We start from the raw sequence: 18,261 nt of genomic DNA, 5'->3' as shown, positions 1-18,261 counted from the left end.
AATTGCTCCCTACTCCCTAATTTCCTGCCCTCTCCCCAGCAGGCGCACGGTGGCGTAGGCGATGAGCAGGAAGGCCCAGAAAACGACCGTGACGCCCCAGGTTTGCCAGTTGTGGAAGGGATGCAGCAGGCGCTGCACGATGTCGTAGAAGAGGGTGAAGGGGTTGCTGAGAATATCCCAGGAATTGTAGCGCAGGTAGCGGCCCAGGTACACGCCGAACGCGCTGAGGCCCAGCGCCAAATTCACGAAGCCCCAGCCCGCCCAGAAGCCCAGGCGCTGGCGCACCAGCGTGTGCATATCGAGCAGGGAGGCGAAGGCCAGCATCAGCCCGTTCCAGGCGCAGGACATGATGAGGGCCAAATCGTACCAGTAGGGCACGCCGCGGCGTGGTACCAGGTGGAAGAGGTCGGTGATGAGGTAAGGCGCGTTGGGGAAAAACAGCAGCCACACCGCCCCGACGGGCAGCAGCAACCGCCCGGCGGGCGGGCGGGCGGCCAGCGTCAGGGCCGCGCTCAGGCCAAATGGGATGGCCGCCAAAAATAGATTCCAGAGCAAAAACGTGAATTGCAGCTGCCCAGTGAGCAGGATGCGCACTGCAATGAGGGCGAAGCTGAGGGCCAGCGACAAGCCCAGCACGAGCAGCAGGGGCAGGCGGTAGCGCAGGGCACCGGGCGAAAGCGGCATGGGGCAGGCTGAGTGAACGGGCTAAGGTAGGCAGGCGCGGCGCGGCGGTTGCATGCGGGCATTTTGGGCGGGGCGGAGGCAGCGTACCTTTGCGGCGGCCACCCGGTCCTACCCCCCTTTCTTTCGCATGACTCACTCGTACCGCGCCGCTGGGCGGCCGGGGCGGTGGCTGTTGCTACTGCCGCTGCTGCTGCTGAGCCTGGCTGCCGCCGCCCAAGGCCAGCTGGCACGCTACCGCACCGGCCAAGCTCAACTTGACCAAGGCCACTTCGCGGCCGCCATGAAGGAGCTGGAGCCGTTGGCTCAGCCTATCAACCACTTCGCGCAGGCTCCCGACGCGGCCTACCTCTATGCCGTGGCCGCCACCCGCGCCGGCCAGTGGGCCGAGGCCGAGCAGATGCTCAACCTCGTGCGCAACCAGTATTTAACCTACCCCGGCCTGAACGAGGTGCTGTACCTGCAAGGACAGGTATCGTTTGAACAGGGCGACTACGACACCGCCCTGCGCACGCTGGGCCTGCTGCCCGCCGCCCAATATGGCCCGCTGCGCGAAGCGATGCAGGCCAGCTACTTAGCCAAGCTGAAGGACCGTACTACCTGGCAGCGCCTGCGCAAGCGCTACCCCCAAAGCGCGCTGCTGGGCCGCTGCTACGCCGATTTTCTGGCGGCCAGCGGCCCACTTACTCCCGCCGACCGCCAGCAGCTCGACGCGCTCATTACCCAGTTTAAGCTCGACCGCAAGCCCTACGCGTCGGCCCTGGCTACGGCCCCGGCCGCGCCCAAGGCTCTTCCTCGCAAGGCTACTTATAACATCGGGGTGCTGCTGCCCTTCGAGCTAACCGATAATACCTGGCAGACCAAGAGCCAAAACCGCTTTGTGACCGACCTTTACGCCGGCCTGCGCCTGGCTCAGGACTCGTTGCAGCGCGCCGGGCGGCCGGTGCAGCTCTTTACCTACGACACGGGGGCCGATACGCTCACGCTCAAAACCGTGCTAGCCCTGCCCGAGCTGGCGGGCATGGATATGCTCATCGGGCCGGTGTATAAGTCGGGGGCGCGGCTGCTGGCCCAATACGCCCGCGAGCACCAGATTGTGTGCGTTAACCCACTTTCGCAAGATGCTGACCTGGTGCTGGATAACCCCTACCACTACCTCTACTCGCCCAGCGCGGCTACCCAGGGGCGGGTGGCGGCGCAGTTCGCGGCTACCACGTTTGGCACCGGCCGGCCGGCCGTGCTGCTGCACGAAGAAACCAAGGACGACAACGATTTTGCCGCTGCCTACCAGGCAGCCTACGAGGCCGCCGGCGGTCACGTGGCGGCCACCCATTCCTTCCACCCCGATGACCCCGCCGGCCTCGCGGCCGCCTTACTGCCTGCCGAGCTGACCGGCGCGAGCCACCTCGTGGTGGCCTCCGACAACCGTAAAACCGGACCTGCCGCCTTCGCCGCGCTGGCCGCCGTGCCCGCCGCCACCCGGCCCGCGCTGCTGGTGCCCGGCACCTGGCTCGATAACCCAGAGCTGGGCCTGGGGCAGCTGGGTGGCGCGGGCGTGTACTATTACTACCCCAAATACTACGACCGTGCGGCTGCCGGCTACCGGCGCTTCCGGCAGCTCTACCTGGCGCAGCAAAAGCTGCCGCCCTCAGTATTTGCCAGCCAGGGCTTCGAGCTACTGCTCTTTTTTGGCAATGCTCTGGCGCAATATGGGCCCGCATTCCAGGGCGCGCTGGCCACCCTACCCCCCCAGCCGGGCGCCATCTTCGAGCCCCTCACCTATCCCAACGGCGCGCACGACAACCAAACCGTACCGCTGCTCAAACTTAGCAACCTCGAACCGCGGATATTGAATAAATAAGCAGGAATTAGTGTCGTTCAGGGAGTGTAATGCCGCCATTTGCTAGACCTTACTAAAGCAAAATCGGCGCAAAATACCACCATGCTCACTTGGCATTTGTTTGTTGAAATATGACACACGAGAACCAAAATTAATTGCTAAATACGAACCGTTAATACCTAATAAGTTGACTACTTCTGAAAATCTATTTGCTCGCGCCCAGGAGTTAATTCCGGGCGGGGTTAATTCGCCGGTGCGGGCCTTCCGGGCAGTGGGCGGCGCGCCCATATTTATGCAGTCAGCGCAGGGCGCGTGGCTCACTGATGTAGATGGCAACCAGTACGTTGACTTCATCAACTCCTGGGGGCCGATGATACTGGGGCACGCGCCCGCCGTGGTGCTCGACGCCGTGCGCGCGGCCCTGCCCGACTCGCTGTCGTTTGGTGCGCCCACCCGGCGCGAGGTGGAGCTGGCCGAATTACTCATCGAGATGGTGCCGAGCGTAGAGAAAGTCCGCCTCGTCAACTCCGGCACCGAGGCCACGATGTCGGCCGTGCGGGTGGCGCGGGGCTACACCGGCCGCGACAAGATTCTCAAATTTGAGGGCTGCTACCACGGCCACGGCGACTCGTTTCTGATTGCCGCCGGCTCGGGGGCGCTCACGCTGGGCGCACCCGATTCGCCGGGCGTGCCGCAGGGCGTGGCCCAGGATACACTCACGGTGCCCTACAACGACCTGGCCGCCGTGGAAGCCGCCATCGCGGCCAATCCGGGCCAGATTGCCACCATCATTATTGAGCCGGTGGTGGGCAATATGGGCCTCGTGGCCCCGGCCCCCGGCTTTTTGGCCGGGCTGCGCGGGCTGTGCACTCAGCACGGCATCGTGCTGCTGTTTGATGAGGTGATGACGGGCTTTCGCCTGGCTCCCGGCGGCGCGCAGGAGCGTTTCGGCGTGGTGCCCGACCTTACGACGCTCGGCAAAATCATCGGCGGAGGCCTGCCCGTGGGGGCTTACGGCGGCCGCGCCGACATTATGAACCAGGTGGCACCCGCCGGCAAGGTGTACCAGGCCGGCACGCTTTCGGGCAACCCGCTGGCCACGGCCGCCGGCCTGGCCCAGCTGCGCTACCTGCACGAGCACCCCGAGGTATACGCGCAGCTCGAAGCCACCAGCACCCGCCTGGCCGATGGCACCCGCCAGATTGCCCAGGAGTTGGGCTTAAATTATACCGTCAATCAGGTCGGCTCCATGTTCAGCCTCTTCTTCACCCCGGAGCCAGTCACTAACCTGGAAGACGCCAAGAAGGCCGACCTGCCAGCGTTTGGGCGCTACTTCCACGCCATGCTGCGGCGCGGCATCTACCTGGCTCCGTCGCAGTTCGAGGCCCTGTTCGTGTCCACGGCCATCACTGACGAGCTAGTGGAAAAATACCTTCGCGCCTGCCGCGAATCGTTGGTAGAGGCGCATCCAGCTAGTAGCTGATAGCGGGGCCTATAAGTGGCTCTTAGCTTTTTTCTTGATTAACAATGGTTTACTGAAAGTAGCCCGTTGGGTTACCTTTGCCAAACTTCGCGCTGCCCTGCCTATGCGTTTCCTACTCACGCTGCTCCTGTTTCTGCCCTTCGCCGCTCTGGCCCAAACACCGGCCGCGGCCAACAAGCAACTGTTTGACCGCACCATCGACGAGTTAAATTTTCGCACCTTCGAGACGGTGTACGACAAGCACTTCACGCGGCAGAAATTTCCGGCTACCCTGCGCACCGCCGCCGCCCGCCGGCAGTTCACCAATTTCGAGGGTAACGCCGAGCTGCAAAAGCTGTTTCTAAACTACAACGACGGGGCTGAGCACTACAAAACGCGCTTTGGCACGGGCCCGCTCACGCTGGCCGAGTTTGAAAAGCAACTCAGCGGCGTGCTGCGCGACCGCAATTTCGAGTTTTTCATCCGGGGCCTGCCGCGCGATGAGAAGGCGGCCCTCGTCCGCAACGAGCAGCGCGCCATCAAGCAGGCCACCGCGCAGTTCAATGCCAGCGCCAACCCCGCCGCCCAGCCTACTCCCCCCCAGCCCGAAGAGCCGCTGGCCACGCCCGCCCCGCTCACCACCAACGGCCCTGCGCCCGGCGACGAGCCCGCCGCTGCCCCGGCTGCCGAGCCTGGCATTCGCCCCGCCAGCGCTCCCGCCGATGGCCCTTCCCCCGGCCCCGGCTGGGTGGGCTACCTCACGCTGCTGCTGAGCCTGGGCTCGTTTGGACTGCTGCTGCTCGTGGTGTTCAGCCTACTACCCGAAATGCGCCGCCTGCGCCGCCAAGTGCGCACCCTCGAAACCGAGCAGGCTTACTATTCAGCCGCTCCCGAAGCCGACGCGCCCTACCCGCCTGACGGCACCCCTACCCCCCCCGCCGAGCCCGTCCCCAGCTTCTTCAGCCGCTTCCGGCCCCATGCTACCGGCGAACTGCCCGCCGACCAGTACGACGAGGAGGAAATCAGTTGATTGGTTATTAGCAAACACCAATCGACAATCACTACTAACTTAATGATTCTAACCGACCAGCAAATCCGCGCCGAGATGGCGCGCGGTACCATTGTAGTGCAACCCTACGACCCGGCCTGCCTGGGGACCAACTCCTACGACGTACACCTGGGCCGTTACCTGGCTACCTACGACGACGCGGTGCTCGATGCCCGCGCCCACAACCGCATCACAACCTTTGAGCTATCGGCCGAAGAAGGCTACGTGCTGCAACCCGGCATCCTATACCTGGGCGTGACGCAGGAATACACCGAAACGCACGCCCACGTGCCGTTTTTGGAGGGTAAGAGCAGCGTAGGCCGGCTGGGCATCGACATTCATGCTACCGCTGGCAAGGGCGACGTGGGGTTTTGCAACTACTGGACCCTGGAAATTAGTGTTTCGATGCCCGTGCGCGTGTATCCGGGTATGCCCATTGGGCAGCTTATCTATTTTAGTATTCAAGGAGATGTGCAAACGCTGTACAACCACAAGCAGTCGGCTAAATACAACGAGCGCAGCGAGCGCCCGGTAGAGAGTATGATGTGGAAAAACCAGTTTTAAGGGGGGTAGGGTGCCCATTCGGTGGGCCGCCAGCGGCGCGCCCGGCGGGCGGGCGCTTACCTTGGCTACCCAACCTCGGGAATAAAGTTTGCGTTAAAAAAGGACAACCCCGGCGCGGGGCTGTCCTTTTTTTGACTCTTTTTCTCTACGCATGAAGACTGCTTTTGCCTGCCTGGGACTGATTATTACCTTGAGCGCCCGCGCCCAGCAACTGGCTCCGGGCCCTCCGCAGCCCGCGCCCATGCCCCAGGATAAAACCCAGCCCAGCCCGCGCCTCAACCCTGCCGTGAGCGAGCGAGCCGAGCACCTAAGCGACCAGATGGCCCGCGACCTGCGCCTGAATGGCTACCAGTCGGCCCGCCTGCGCGCCATTAACCAGGACAAAATCTCGAAGCTGGAAGCCGCTGAGCATCAGTACGCCAAGGACCCTACCCAGCTCGACCAGCACACCAGCGCCATCACCCGCGAGCGCGACCAGGAGTTGCAAGCCGTGCTCACAACCGACCAGTACACCGACTATTTCGACGCGCGCAAGCGCTACGCCCAAGCCGACCGCAACTACGCTCTCAACGCCGCGTCGGCCATTCTGGTCAATTCGGTACAGAACCCTACCCCCGCCCGCGCCAACGATGCCGTGATTGGCCCTGCCCAGCCAGCAAAGCCCAGTTCCGGCAAGGGTCAGCCCGGCGCGCCGGCGGCCCGCGCCCAGCGGTAGTATCTGGCTATACAGCTAGACTAGCTCATTACAACTAGATGACCTAAACAAGGCTGGGTGTGAAACCATCTATCTAAGAGAAAGCCTCTGGAGCTACGAAAGCGCCTCCTAAGTTGGACCGCATGCTGGCCGGGTTGCGTACCGGCGACACGGTCTACATTCATAAGCTCGACCGGCTGGGACATTTGCTCGACATAGTGGCGGAACTGGAGATTTGGGGCGTGGGCCTAGTCTCGCCTACCGATGCCATCAATGCGACCTCCGCTTAGGGTCAGCTCGTGTTTAACCTGTTTGCCTCCCTGGCCGAATTTGAACGGAAACTGATTCGCGAGCGCATCCACGCGGAACTGGCTTCGGCCAGGGCCCGGGGCCTCGCTGGCGGCCGCCAGCGAGGCCCCTTCGAAGAAGCGGAGCGCACAGCCATCGTGGCCGAGACCCTCTATCGCGAACAGCGACTCGGTGTCAATGAGATTGCGAACTGCCTGCGCATTTCCAAGGTCACGCTCTATAAATATCTGCGCCACCGAGGTGTGGTCATTTATAGTCACCGGAAAGCCGCAGGAGGTAAGCCGACCGAGTAAGTTTTGCACCAAACGCTCGGTTAAATTCTTTAACGCGCTATTTTTTCCGTTTCCTGAGAGGACCCCTATACTTCATTATGGATGCACTTTATATTTTTGTAAAATTTCCGGTAAAAGGTCGAGCCTGACGATGATATCGTGCCGACTAACTATTTCATTCATCGCAGCATATGGTGGATGAGGATTTGAGGCCAGCAATTTATCTAGTCCCTTTAAAAATTCCTCAAATCCGCCGGGGGCGTATAATTCGATGAATTTTGCCGGTAAAGTGTCTGAACTCCAAATGTATAGTCCCAGGGAGTGCTGGTGTATTTTCCGGGCTAGAATTTCGCACAGACCTATGGGATAAGTACTCCACGGCAGCGCCCGCACAACGCAGGCAGTACGGTGCGCTAGCCAACACAGCCAGGAAAGCCTACAAGGCTTAGCCACCCGTTATAGCATCAACCCGAAAACGGTAGCCAAGTGGCGCAAGCGCCCTACCGTCCAAGACGCCCGGATGGGGCCCGAACCTGCTTCGACGGTGCTGAGCGCTGAACAAGAGGGCATCGCCGTGGCCTTTCGTCGGCACACGCTTCTACCGCTGGACGATTGCCTTTACGCGCTGCAAGCGACGATTCCGCGCTTGTCCCGCTCGGCGCTGCATCGCTGTTTTCAACGCCACGGCATCAGCCGCCTGCCCCTAAGCGAGGACGGGCAAAGCCCGCCGAAAAAGAAATTTAAGGACTGCCCTATCGGCTACCTGCACGTTGACTTTGCCGAAGTGCAGACCGAAGAAGGCCGCCAATAGCTCTTTGTGGCTATTGACCGCACCAGTAAGGTGGCCTTTGCCGAGTTGCATCCCCGCGCCAAACGCGTTGTGGCAGCCGAATTTCTGCGCCGGGTGCTCGACAAGCTGCCGCACAAAGTGCATACTGTACTGACGGACAATGGCGTGCTATTTACGCCGCAAGCGCATCAGTTTCTGCCCGGCGGGCACAGCTTTGACCGTATCTGCCGCGAATACGGCGTAGAGCATCGGCTCACTAAGCCCGCTCATCCCTGGACTAATGGCCAAGTCGAGCGCATGAATCGCACGATTAAGGAGCCGACGGTGCAGCGCTACCACTACCAGACCACGGAGGAGCTTAATCAGCATCTACAAGCCTTTTTGCTGGCCTGTAACCACGCCAAGCGCCTCAAGACCCTACGTGGGCTTACGCCGCACGAATTTGTCTGTGCCCAGTGGCAAAAGAACCCAACTATCTTTACTCGGGACCCGACCCACCTCACCCTGAGACTATACACCTAGGTCACCCCACTTTGTGAGCCACGTAGCCTACCCTACTAAAGGATACGTAACAATGCAGTAACTTTGCCTCATGCTTCCACCAAAAATCTTGTTAATGCAGCGTGGAACCCTGCTGGTCAAAGAACCGCGAGTAGGTCGGAAGGGCTTCGCCACCATCGGTTTTCCCGATTTCGTCTTTGGTATTTCCGTTGTTTTTTCTACATGTTGCCCCGCCACCGTTTCGGATTCCGAAACGGTTTTTTTATGTCCGTTGAGTTCATAGGATGCCGCCCCGCAGCCAATTCGTATTTCATAACTCAAACGCTAAACTCATACCCCTACCTCCCATGGACGCCAACAGCCCCTCCCCCGACCGTGGCTGCTGCCACCATCGCCGCGGCTCACCCCGGTAGCCCATTTCTCTCTCATGAGTAGCGGTAGATAAGACGTTACATTGTCCTTTTTAGTCAGATAATCTCCCCTTTCCTCCACTTCGGTATGGCACGTAAAGACCTGCTCGACATCGCATCCCTTCGCCGTGAGGAAATCGAGTTCCTACTCGACCAATCCACGTCTTTTAAAAAATTGTTCACCCATTCGGTGAAAAAAATTCCCGCCCTCGAGGGCAAGTCCGTGCTCATGCTGTTCTACGAGGCTAGTACCCGGACGCACTCCTCCTTCGAAGTCGCGGCCAAACGCCTCTCGGCGGAGGTCACGAATTTCGACGTCGCCCACTCCTCCATCACCAAGGGCGAGTCGGTGCGCGAGACGATTGAGACGCTCCAAGCTATGCGCACCGACTACATCGTCGTCCGCCACGCTCACCCCGGCCTGCCCGGCATGATTGCCCGCCAAACCACGGCCTCGGTCATCAATGCCGGCGACGGAGCGCACGAGCACCCGACCCAGGCCCTGCTGGACGCCTTCACCATTAAGGAAAAATTTCCCGACCCCAGGGGCAAAAAAGTCCTCATTATCGGCGATATTCTCCACTCCCGCGTCGCGCGCTCCACCAGCACCCTACTGCAAAAGCTGGGCGTCGAGGTCGCTTACCTTGGCCCGGGGTCGTTGGTGCCCAAATATGTCCCGGCAAGCATCCGCCGCTTCACCGACTACGAGGCGGCCATGGCCTGGGCACCCGATGTGGTGTACCTGCTCCGCGTGCAGCTGGAGCGCCAGGACGTGCAGTTTTTCCCCAGCGTGCGCGAATACCACCGGGTCTACGGCATCACCACTACCCGGCTGGCGGAAATCCGCGACCGCGGCCTCTACATCATGCACCCCGGCCCCGTGAATCGGGGGGTCGAGCTGTGCGATGCCGTTATGGACTACGAGCGCAGCCTGATTACCAACCAGGTCGAGAACGGCATCTCCATTCGCATGGCCGTGCTCGACTGGCTCACGCCAGGCGGGGAATTCCCGCGGCAGGAATCGTATGTCGCACCGCAGCGCGCCAGCGCAACGGTGGGTAGGCCCTGAACGCTGGCCGCGGCGGCTGGTTCCGTCCGTGTATTTTCCTCTTCAACAGTCAGCATATCCCTACCCCCTCTTGCCGGTTTATAGCCCTCCTCCCTCCATGCTTCTTCTTCAAAACGCCCGCATCGCCTCCGAAAATTCACCCTTACTTATCGAAGGCGATGTCCTGATTGTCGAAGGAAAAATTCAGGCCATCGGCCACAACCTAGCCACTCCCAAGGGTGCCCGCGTCATCGACGCGCGTGGTCGGATTCTGATGCCGGCCATGTTTGATGCTCACGTCCATTTCCGCGCCCCCGGCTTTGAGAACAAGGAAACCATCACCACGGGCAGCGAAGCGGCCATCAACGGCGGCGTTACCGGCGTGGTGATGATGCCCAACACCCGCCCAGCCCTCGACTCGGCGACCGCGATAGCCACCGTGCTGGAAAATGCTAAGCTTCGGTCGCGCATTCCGGTGTACACCTCCGGCTGCGTCACCAAGAACCGCGAGGGTAAGGAACTGGCGGAAATCGAGGGCATGCGCGAACTCGGCGTGAAGATGCTCACTGACGATGGGGATACCACCAACGACCCGGCGGTGCTGCTGCGGGCGATGCAGTACGCTACCGAGTTTGGGATGTTTTTCGCCAGCCACTGCGAAGTGCCGGAGCTAGCCGGGCCGCGCGCCCTCAACGAGGGGGTGATGAGTTATCGGCTCGGCATCAAGGGCTCGCCGACGTGCGCGGAGGAAATCATCATCGACCGCGACATCCGCTTAGCCCACGCGGCGGGCGCGCACGTGCACATCCAACACGTGTCGAGTAAGCTCGGCATGGAAACCATCCGCTGGTGGAAATCGCGCGGCGATGTGCAGGTTACGGCCGAAGTGGCCCCGCACCACCTGCTGTTCACCGACGAGCACATCGGCGACTACGACACGAACTATAAAATGAACCCGCCCCTGCGCACGCAGGCCGATTGTGATGCCCTGCTCGAAGGGCTCATCGAAGGCGTCTTCGACCTCATTGCCACTGACCATGCGCCGCACACACCGTTCGAGAAAGCGCAGGATTTCATGAGCGCGCCCAATGGCATCACCGGCCTGGATACGGCCTTGGTGTCGCTCTATCACTATTTCGTCGAGCCCAAAAAGTTCGGGTGGGATGTGGTGGTGAAGCGCTATTCGGCGGAGCCACGCCGCCTGATGGGCCTGCCGGTAGCCGCCATCGAAGTGGGCCAACAAGCCGAGTGCCTCTTATTCGATACCGAAGTGGAAACAACTTTTACGCGGGAATTCATGAAATCTAAATCTCAGAACACGCCCTTCCTCGACCAGACGTTAAAAGGCCGGGTCGACTTGGTGATTTTAGGTACGGAAATTCTGCTGGAGCGCTAACCGTTCGGTACGCTGGGACCTAAATTTTGAGTGCCGCTTTTGCAGCAGACCCCTCTACAAGACCCACCATAAATACTAGGTTGTACGGACAATTACTTTTGTATTCGTGAACAGTATTGATGAGCTTAGTGACCGTGCGTGGACGGCACTATCGCCGCATTTGTCTGGCAAGGCGGGCGACGTGGGATGTATTGGGGCCGATAACCAACTCTTTCTCAATGCTGTATTCTGAGTGGCGCGCCACAGTTGCGCCTAGCGGGCGCTGCCTGCTCGCTTTTGCAAGCACGACTCCGTGCGCAAGCGCAGCCGGCGCTGGGCGCAAAAAGGCATCTGGCAGCGCTTGTTCGAAGCCGCGCAGGAGCCGGACTTAAATTGAGTCCTGCTCGACTCGACTATCGTGCGGGCCCACGCCCAGGCCGCGGGCAGCCGAAAAAAAGCCGTGTTGGCGACGAAGCCCGCGGCGGGCCAACAACGAAAATCCACGCCTTAGTCGACGCGCTGGGCAACCCGTTGCGCCTGCTACCCGGCCCCGGCCAGCAAGCGGACTGCCAACGCGCAGCCGACTTGTTACTAACTGCCCAGGGCGTAGGCAACGTGCTGGCCGATAAAGGCTGCGACACTGATGCCGTGGTGGCCGCCGTCGAGGCGCTGAGCGCGCAGCTCGTCATTCCCAGCGAAAAGAACAGCCAAATGGTCCGGCTCATCGACCGTAACATGTACCGCGACGCCATAAAGTCGAACGCTTCTTCCGCTACCTCAAGCAGTTTCGCCGCCTAGCCACCCGCTACAAAAAAACGGCTAGCAGCTACTTGGGAATGCTTCATTTTGTTTCCGCCCGGCCTTGGCTCCGCTAATTGTCCGTACAACCTAGTGAAAACCGTCTTTGGCGCAGCGTTAAAGACGGTTTTTACTAATTGATTTCAGCATAGCAAGCAAGTTGATTTAGCAAACTTGCTTGCTACTACAAATTCCTCTTACCGCTTTCAATTACTCACTATTCAATATACTTGGCAGCAATCAGTTATTTTTGTTAATTATTAAACAGCCATTTTAGTAAAACGCAGCAGGAAGTTTTCAATCATTCAAGAATTAGTTGTAGCTTTGAATCATAATTCTTCACCAGCCCTAACTCTTTACTTCCGAAGATGGCCATCGACATAACCCAACTGCAAAGTATGCTGCACAAAGCTGAACAGGATACCGTCCTGCTTGCCGACCTGCAAAAGCAATTCAAAAAAGCCCGCGCGGCCTTCGATGAAATGGAAAAGCTGTTCACTGACAGTTATACTTCCAAAAGCCGCCGGACCCAGGACACCGGTGAGGTTGACGCGGATGCTCCCTACGGCCGCAAAAAAGACGGCACCCCAAAGCAGCGCCCCGGCCGGATAAAGGCCGCCTAGCCAGCCCCACCGAGCCACAAAGTGCCTGAGCCTCGATGCTGCAAAGTGTCGGGGTTTTCTTATTATTGGCTGGCTACGCTCACCACTCCCGCATTTCAAACTACCATCATGCTGCTTGAAATGGCTCGTTCTTAGTAGCCTTATAGGTTATCGAGCCTTATAAAATTGAATGCCTTCTCCAAATCGGTCTAACTTACAGCACGAAATATCTCCGATTGCCAATTTGATAAAGCAATACATTAAACCTGCCAGCGCTTGTTCTAAATCACAAAGCTGCCTGCCTGATATTATTTGGGCAGTAGTACGTAATGGGCAGTTCCGTAAAAAAAGGTCTTCCGTACTCTGCGGAAGACCTTTTTTAGTACTAGTCAGCATAAGGTGCTTACTGATTGGTAGCCCCCTGCTCTTCCAAATAATCAGTTAATTCTTTGCAAAGGGTGCGCATCTTTTCGGCCATTTTTTTATCGCCGGTAGCATTAACAATGGTTTCGGCCATCGAGCCAATATTATCAACTACGAAATACTTCATCGCATCGGTGGGCATATCCTTGGTCCAAAGGTCAATTTTCATTGTCGCATCGGTATTCCGGTCCCAAATGGCAACGTTTATAGCTTTGGCAAACTGAATATCGGGCCCCGCATCGGTAGCCTGCCAGCTGATGGCTTCGGGCACCTTGTGGTCATCGAGGGCAATGCTAAAACGGATTTCAGACTTCTTCATAAATCGCAAATTTTGCAAATTTTGCGGATTGTGCAGCTTTAGGCATCAATAAGTAGATTTTATAAACGCAAACCTAAAAGCCTAAAAAAAGAGGCTTAGCACACGCCATTCGAAGCTACGAATTCCGCCTAATCTGCGTAAATCTGCAATTTAAACGTAATTATTAAGCATCACCGGCATTACCAGCATTAGGATGCTTTCGTTCTCATCCGCTTGAGCGGGCATGAGCAAGCCGGCGCGATTGGGGGTACTCAGTTCCAACGTAATTTCGTCGGAGTCAATATTGGAGAGCATTTCTTGCAGGAAGCGGGCGTTGAAGCCGATTTCCATATCCTCGCCGTCGTACTGGCAAGCCAGCGTTTCCTTAGCCTCGTTGCTGAAATCTAGGTCCTCGGCCGAAATCACTAGCTCGGAGCCGGTGAGGCGCAGGCGTACCTGATGAGTCGTTTTGTTGGAGTAGATGCTGATGCGGCGCACCGAATTCAGTAGCTCCTGGCGGTTGATAGTCAGCTTATTGGGGTTACTAACCGGAATTACGTTCTCGTAGTCGGGGTAGCGCTCATCAATGAGGCGGCAGACCAGGCGCAATTGATTGAACGAGAAAAAGGCGTTGCTCTGGTTGAACTCGATGCGCACCGGTGTGGCCTCGGAGGGCAGGGAGCTTTTGAGCAGGTTAAACGCCTTGCGCGGAATGATGAGGTTGGCCGTCTGGCCCGCGCCCACGTCCTGGCGGCGGTAGCGCAGCAGGCGGTGGCCATCGGTAGCCACAAAGGTGACCTGGGCTTCGCCCAGCTGCACCAAGATGCCGGTCATGGCCGGGCGCAACTCGTCGGTACTCACCGCAAAAATCGTCTTATTAATGGCCCGCGCCAGTGACGACGACGGCATCTCGACCGGAGCTGAGCCCTTCACCACCGGCACGCGGGGGAAGTCGGCGGCGTTCTCGCCGGCCAGCTTGTAGCGCCCGTTGGCCGAGCTGATTTCAATGGTGTACGTCTCCTCGTCCAGGGTAAACGTCACGGGCTGGTCGGGCAGGTTCTTGAGCGTATCGAGCAGGATGCGCGCCGGGGCCGCAATGCGCCCCGCTTCGCGCGCTTCGATGGGTAGCTCGGTTATCATGCTCGTCTCTAGGTCGGAGGCCGTGATGGTAAGCTTACCGGGTTCAATCTCAAAGAGGAAGTTCTCCAGGATGGGCACCACGGGGTTGTTCGTGACCACGCCGTTGATGCTCTGGAGCTGCTTGAGCAGGGCCGAGGACGAAACAATGAACTTCATAAGCGGGGGTAGGGATAGGTTTTGGACGAGGGGCAAAGATACTTCGGCGACCCCCGAATCAGCTAGTAAATGTAGGTCCCCTACCCCTACCTTTGAAAAAAGCCGATACGCAAGCCATCGAGATTATCGAAACCGAGGTCGTGCTCGAAGAAGCTACGTCTTTCAATCATTCCCGCCTCATTGGCCGCCTTACTGTATTACTGACCGATTATGAGGACAGCTTCGACATCATGCCGGAGCTGGAATTTGAGTTAATCACCGGCCGGCTTAAGCCAGACGTAGCCATTATGACCCGCCAGCCTTATGACTGGGCTGAAGACATTATTCGGTTTCCTCATCCGCCCCTCACGGCCATCGAAATACTTTCCCCCACGCAGGCATTCGACGCACTAGCTTCTAAAATTAGAAAGCTTTACTTGCCAGCCGGCGTGCAATCGGCATGGCTGATAATTCCCTCAGTTAAGTCAATCTATGTTTTTTCGGCCGATGGTGAGGTTGGGGTGCACACTACCGGTACTCTACATGACCCCGCCACACAAGTTAAAATCTCGCTCGAAAAGCTTTTCAAATAAAATTCCTCAGAATTTAAAATCAAAAAGCCTGACGCAAAAACGTCAGGCTTTTTCCTAAAAAGAAAATCGTCTACAAAATCCGTGAAATCTACTAAAATCCGTAGTATTAAACGTTAAACCGGAAGTGCATAATGTCACCATCCTGCACCACGTAATCTTTGCCTTCCACGGCCATTTTACCGGCTTCCTTAATTTTTACCTCCGTTTTATACTCCTGGTAATCCGGCAGCTTAATAACCTCGGCGCGGATAAAGCCCTTCTCAAAATCGGAGTGAATAACGCCGGCCGCGGCGGGCGCTTTATCGCCGCGATGCACAGTCCAGGCGCGCACTTCCTGCACGCCGGCCGTGAAGTAGGTGATGAGATTCAGCAGCTCGTAGCTGGCGCGGATGAGCTTATTCAGGCCCGACTCGGTGAGGCCATACTCGCTCAGGTACATAGCCTTTTCGTCGGCATCCTCCATCTCGGCAATCTGCGACTCGATGGCGGCCGACACCAACACGACCTGCGCGCTTTCGGCTTTTACGTGTTCGCGCAGGGCAGCTACGTGCTTATTGCCGTCGGTAGCAATGCTGGCCTCGTCCACGTTGGCCACATAGATAACGGGCTTGATAGTAAGTAGTTGCAGGTCGGCCACGGCGGCGAGGTCGTCTTCGGTGGCAGCTACGGCGCGGGCGTTCTGGCCGGCTTCGAGGGCTTGCTTAAATTTCTGGAGGCCAGCTACTTCCTTCTTGGCCACGGCGTCGCCGGCCTTGGCGCTACGCTCCGACTTCACCAGCTTCTTATCGATACTTTCCAGGTCTTTGATTTGCAGCTCCGTATCGATTACGTCCTTATCAAAAACCGGGTCCACGCCCCCGGCTACGTGCACGATATTGGGGTCGTCGAAGCAACGCACGACGTGGATAATAGCGTCTACTTCGCGGATGTTGGCCAGGAATTTATTGCCTAAGCCCTCGCCCTTGCTGGCCCCTTTCACGAGGCCCGCGATATCCACGAACTCGATAATGGTGGGCAGCACGCGCTTGGGATTCACGAGGGCTTCCAGAATCTGGAGGCGCTCGTCGGGCACGGTAATCACGCCCACATTGGGCTCGATGGTACAGAAAGGATAATTGGCCGATTCGGCCTTGGCGTTAGATAACGCGTTGAAAAGCGTGGATTTGCCGACATTCGGCAGGCCGACAATACCGCAGCGGAGGCCCATTTATAAGAAGTTATGAGTTAAAAGGTATGAGTTAAGAGTTATTCTCAATTCATCCGGCAAAGGTACGGCGGCGGTGGCGGGGCTACTAACGCAAAGCGCCGCTGCTCCGCACAGGAGCAGCGGCGCTTTGCGTTAGTAGCCGATACTTCCCCTCAAAATTATTTTGGCTAATACGTGCTCTCGCCGAGGTCGGGAGCCGCATCGTGGCCGTCCGGGCGATTGGCCTGGTCATCGGGCTGGCTGCCGACGCGGGGCTGCTCGCCGTCGGCGGGGGGGGTAGGGCGCGGGCGGTCCAGCTCGGCTACCTCCTCCTCGGTTAGCAGCTCATCGCGCACGTAGTCGACGGCATCGTTCAGGGCATCAATAAATTTATTGAAATCTTCCTTATACAAGAAAATCTTGTGCTTTTCATAGCTGGCCGGGCCATCGGGGTCGGCACCGGGGCGGCGCTTACTTTCGGTAATAGTGAGGTAGTAATCCTGGCCACGGGTGGCTTTCACATCGAAGAAATAGGTGCGCTTGCCCGCCTTCATGCGGTGCGAATAGATTTCTTCCTGGTCGCGGGGGTAACGGTCGTCCACAGAGTAAGGGAGTAGAAGTAGGTGAGATATTAATTTTCAAGTAGCTAAACTTACGTCGGCCAAGGCAAAGATAAAGCCGAAACTACTTCCAAAAATCCGGCTTTTGGCGTGGTGAAACCCTACCAGTCGCCGCCTTGTTTATCAGCACGTAAGATTAGTTCAGCCGCTGCCTAACGGGGAATATCCTACCGGGCTTTAGTAAACGCTGCGCTAGCCTGAAACACCGTACTGACTGTTAAGAATATACCTTTTCGCCTACCCCCTTATGCCCGCTATTGACCTGGCCGCCATTCGCTCGTTTGAAAACCTGGAGCTGCTAGCCCGGCAGCTGGTCGATGGCTTTATTACGGGCCTGCACCAGTCGCCTTACCACGGCTTTTCGGTCGAGTTTTCGGAGCACCGCCTCTACAACCCCGGCGACAGTACCCGGCACGTGGATTGGAAGGTATTTGCCCGCACCGATAAGCTGTTTGTGAAGCGCTACGAGGAGGAAACCAACCTGCGCGCCCACCTACTGCTCGACGTGAGCCCGAGTATGTACTACCCCGCGCCTGGCCACGATAAGCTGAAATTCAGCGTGTTGGCCGCGGCGGCGCTTACTACCCTGCTGCAACGGCAGCGCGACGCGGTGGGCCTCGTCACCTTCGCCGAAACGGTGGAGCTGCAAACGCCCGTGCGCGCCACTTCCTCGCACCGCCACACGCTGCTGCTGGCCTTGCAGCAGCTGCTGGAGCGGCCCACCCCTACCCCCCGCGCCACGGCCCACACCGACGTGGCGGGCGTGCTGCACACTATTGCGCAGCAAATTCCTAAGCGCTCGCTCGTTATCCTATTTAGCGATATGCTGGGCCGTGGGGCGGCCGAGCAGGCGGCGGCGTTGGCCGCCTTGCAGCACTTGCGCCACCAGCACCACGAAGTATTAGTGTTTCATGTGTTAGACCGGGCCACGGAAAGTAACTTTGACTTTCAGGACCGGCTCTACATTTTTGAGGATGTGGAAACGGGCCAGGAAATCCGCTTGCAGCCCTCGCAGGTGCGGGCGCAGTATCGGGCGGCCATGCGGCAGTTTGAAGACGACCTGGCGCTGCGTTGCGGGCAGCTCAAAATTGATTTCGTGCCCGTAGATGTGCGCGAGCCCTTTGATAAAGTGCTGCACGCCTACCTGGTAAAGCGCGGTAAAGCTCGGTAAGCTATGTTTTTCTCCTTTCTTTTAGGTACCATTTTTTTAGTGTTGCTCGATGTGCTACTGGCCTCCGTCACCATGTACATCGCCTACTCGCACGGCCATTCGCGCCTCAAGTGGTTTGTGCTGGGGCTGGTGCTACCGTTCTTTTCCATCTTCATTGCGCTGGCCGTAGCCATGCGCGACGAGCAACGGGCCAAAGCAGCGCGCGGCGGGGCACCCGCGCCAGTGCCCGAGCCAGGCGAGTTTTCCTGAGTATTTGGCTAGTAGCTTCGCGGCAGTTTTCATTGGCCGGGTTGCCCGGCGC

The 18,261-nt window shown here is 58.4% G+C and carries 17 protein-coding genes and 2 pseudogenes; 14 read left to right on the top strand and 5 right to left on the bottom strand.

All coding sequences use genetic code 11. The annotated features are described in order from the left end of the window. Positions 1-9: 9 nt before the first annotated feature. On the bottom strand, positions 10-684 hold the full coding sequence (locus LC531_RS04825) for a DUF1361 domain-containing protein (RefSeq protein ID WP_223649185.1): 675 nt from the start codon (positions 682-684) through the stop codon (positions 10-12). A gap of 127 nt (positions 685-811) precedes the next feature. On the opposite strand from LC531_RS04825, the gene LC531_RS04820 reads away from it, so the two are divergent. The 11 genes and pseudogenes from LC531_RS04820 (at position 812) to LC531_RS04770 (ending at position 12,415) form a co-directional block, all read left to right on the top strand. Then, positions 812-2,542, top strand: a complete 1,731-nt coding sequence (locus LC531_RS04820) for an ABC transporter substrate-binding protein (protein WP_223649184.1) — start codon at positions 812-814, stop codon at positions 2,540-2,542. A 166-nt stretch (positions 2,543-2,708) separates the two neighbouring features. After that, a complete protein-coding gene (gene hemL, locus LC531_RS04815; protein WP_223649183.1) occupies positions 2,709-4,004 on the top strand; it encodes a glutamate-1-semialdehyde 2,1-aminomutase in 1,296 nt (431 codons plus the stop codon). 103 nt (positions 4,005-4,107) lie between these two features. Continuing rightward, positions 4,108-5,013, top strand: a complete 906-nt coding sequence (locus LC531_RS04810; protein WP_223649182.1) for a hypothetical protein — start codon at positions 4,108-4,110, stop codon at positions 5,011-5,013. A gap of 42 nt (positions 5,014-5,055) precedes the next feature. Continuing rightward, the gene (dcd, locus tag LC531_RS04805) at positions 5,056-5,595 is read left to right on the top strand and encodes a dCTP deaminase (RefSeq protein ID WP_223649181.1); all 540 of its coding nucleotides are present in this window, start codon (positions 5,056-5,058) and stop codon (positions 5,593-5,595) included. A gap of 151 nt (positions 5,596-5,746) precedes the next feature. Next, positions 5,747-6,310, top strand: a complete 564-nt coding sequence (locus LC531_RS04800) for a hypothetical protein (RefSeq protein WP_223649180.1) — start codon at positions 5,747-5,749, stop codon at positions 6,308-6,310. A 122-nt stretch (positions 6,311-6,432) separates the two neighbouring features. Next, positions 6,433-6,891 (top strand): annotated as a pseudogene (locus LC531_RS04795) (recombinase family protein). A 349-nt stretch (positions 6,892-7,240) separates the two neighbouring features. Then, positions 7,241-8,182: pseudogene (locus LC531_RS04790) on the top strand (IS481 family transposase); the annotation flags it as partial. Between the two features lie 477 nt (positions 8,183-8,659). Continuing rightward, complete coding sequence (locus LC531_RS04785; RefSeq protein ID WP_223649179.1) at positions 8,660-9,640, top strand: aspartate carbamoyltransferase catalytic subunit; 981 nt, start codon at positions 8,660-8,662, stop codon at positions 9,638-9,640. A gap of 97 nt (positions 9,641-9,737) precedes the next feature. Beyond that, positions 9,738-11,015 carry a dihydroorotase gene (locus tag LC531_RS04780; protein ID WP_223649178.1) on the top strand — a complete coding sequence of 426 codons (1,278 nt, stop codon included), beginning with the start codon at positions 9,738-9,740 and terminating at the stop codon, positions 11,013-11,015. Positions 11,016-11,261: 246 nt separating this feature from the next. Further along, positions 11,262-11,792, top strand: a complete 531-nt coding sequence (locus tag LC531_RS04775; protein ID WP_336245491.1) for a transposase — start codon at positions 11,262-11,264, stop codon at positions 11,790-11,792. A gap of 368 nt (positions 11,793-12,160) precedes the next feature. Continuing rightward, positions 12,161-12,415 (top strand): hypothetical protein, encoded by a 255-nt coding sequence (locus LC531_RS04770; RefSeq protein WP_223649176.1) that lies wholly within the window; start codon positions 12,161-12,163, stop codon positions 12,413-12,415. Between the two features lie 382 nt (positions 12,416-12,797). Here LC531_RS04770 and gldC read toward each other — a convergent pair whose 3' ends face one another. Next, a complete protein-coding gene (gene gldC / locus LC531_RS04765; protein WP_223649175.1) occupies positions 12,798-13,136 on the bottom strand; it encodes a gliding motility protein GldC in 339 nt (112 codons plus the stop codon). A 150-nt stretch (positions 13,137-13,286) separates the two neighbouring features. Next, on the bottom strand, positions 13,287-14,411 hold the full coding sequence (gene dnaN / locus LC531_RS04760; RefSeq protein ID WP_223649174.1) for a DNA polymerase III subunit beta: 1,125 nt from the start codon (positions 14,409-14,411) through the stop codon (positions 13,287-13,289). A 92-nt stretch (positions 14,412-14,503) separates the two neighbouring features. On the opposite strand from dnaN, the gene LC531_RS04755 reads away from it, so the two are divergent. After that, entirely contained in the window at positions 14,504-14,983 is a 480-nt protein-coding gene (locus tag LC531_RS04755; RefSeq protein WP_223649173.1) for a Uma2 family endonuclease, read from the top strand. Positions 14,984-15,089: 106 nt separating this feature from the next. On the opposite strand, the gene ychF is transcribed toward LC531_RS04755, so the two are convergent. Beyond that, positions 15,090-16,190 (bottom strand): redox-regulated ATPase YchF, encoded by a 1,101-nt coding sequence (ychF, locus tag LC531_RS04750; RefSeq protein WP_223649172.1) that lies wholly within the window; start codon positions 16,188-16,190, stop codon positions 15,090-15,092. 167 nt (positions 16,191-16,357) lie between these two features. Next, on the bottom strand, positions 16,358-16,771 hold the full coding sequence (locus LC531_RS04745) for a DUF3276 family protein (protein WP_223649171.1): 414 nt from the start codon (positions 16,769-16,771) through the stop codon (positions 16,358-16,360). Between the two features lie 265 nt (positions 16,772-17,036). Here LC531_RS04745 and LC531_RS04740 point away from each other — a divergent pair, with 265 nt between their 5' ends. Beyond that, positions 17,037-17,960 carry a DUF58 domain-containing protein gene (locus LC531_RS04740; RefSeq protein WP_223649170.1) on the top strand — a complete coding sequence of 308 codons (924 nt, stop codon included), beginning with the start codon at positions 17,037-17,039 and terminating at the stop codon, positions 17,958-17,960. Positions 17,961-17,963: 3 nt separating this feature from the next. After that, positions 17,964-18,209, top strand: a complete 246-nt coding sequence (locus LC531_RS04735) for a hypothetical protein (protein ID WP_223649169.1) — start codon at positions 17,964-17,966, stop codon at positions 18,207-18,209. Positions 18,210-18,261 lie beyond the last annotated feature (52 nt).

Source organism: Hymenobacter psoromatis (genome assembly GCF_020012125.1).
In the GTDB taxonomy this organism is placed as follows: Bacteria; Bacteroidota; Bacteroidia; order Cytophagales; family Hymenobacteraceae; genus Hymenobacter; species Hymenobacter psoromatis.
Note: the sequence above shows the minus strand (reverse complement) of the source record. Positions and strands in the feature narration are given on the sequence as shown.

Excerpts from the sequence above, each read along its gene's own strand:
- LC531_RS04800 (WP_223649180.1), top strand. The coding sequence starts at position 5,747 with ATGAAGACTGCTTTTGCCTGCCTGGGACTGATTATTACCTTGAGCGCC.
- dnaN (WP_223649174.1), bottom strand. The coding sequence starts at position 14,411 with ATGAAGTTCATTGTTTCGTCCTCGGCCCTGCTCAAGCAGCTCCAGAGC.
- LC531_RS04770 (WP_223649176.1), top strand. The coding sequence starts at position 12,161 with ATGGCCATCGACATAACCCAACTGCAAAGTATGCTGCACAAAGCTGAA.
- LC531_RS04785 (WP_223649179.1), top strand. The coding sequence starts at position 8,660 with ATGGCACGTAAAGACCTGCTCGACATCGCATCCCTTCGCCGTGAGGAA.
- LC531_RS04740 (WP_223649170.1), top strand. The coding sequence starts at position 17,037 with ATGCCCGCTATTGACCTGGCCGCCATTCGCTCGTTTGAAAACCTGGAG.
- LC531_RS04735 (WP_223649169.1), top strand. The coding sequence starts at position 17,964 with ATGTTTTTCTCCTTTCTTTTAGGTACCATTTTTTTAGTGTTGCTCGAT.
- LC531_RS04810 (WP_223649182.1), top strand. The coding sequence starts at position 4,108 with ATGCGTTTCCTACTCACGCTGCTCCTGTTTCTGCCCTTCGCCGCTCTG.
- gldC (WP_223649175.1), bottom strand. The coding sequence starts at position 13,136 with ATGAAGAAGTCTGAAATCCGTTTTAGCATTGCCCTCGATGACCACAAG.
- dcd (WP_223649181.1), top strand. The coding sequence starts at position 5,056 with ATGATTCTAACCGACCAGCAAATCCGCGCCGAGATGGCGCGCGGTACC.
- LC531_RS04820 (WP_223649184.1), top strand. The coding sequence starts at position 812 with ATGACTCACTCGTACCGCGCCGCTGGGCGGCCGGGGCGGTGGCTGTTG.
- LC531_RS04825 (WP_223649185.1), bottom strand. The coding sequence starts at position 684 with ATGCCGCTTTCGCCCGGTGCCCTGCGCTACCGCCTGCCCCTGCTGCTC.
- ychF (WP_223649172.1), bottom strand. The coding sequence starts at position 16,190 with ATGGGCCTCCGCTGCGGTATTGTCGGCCTGCCGAATGTCGGCAAATCC.
- LC531_RS04780 (WP_223649178.1), top strand. The coding sequence starts at position 9,738 with ATGCTTCTTCTTCAAAACGCCCGCATCGCCTCCGAAAATTCACCCTTA.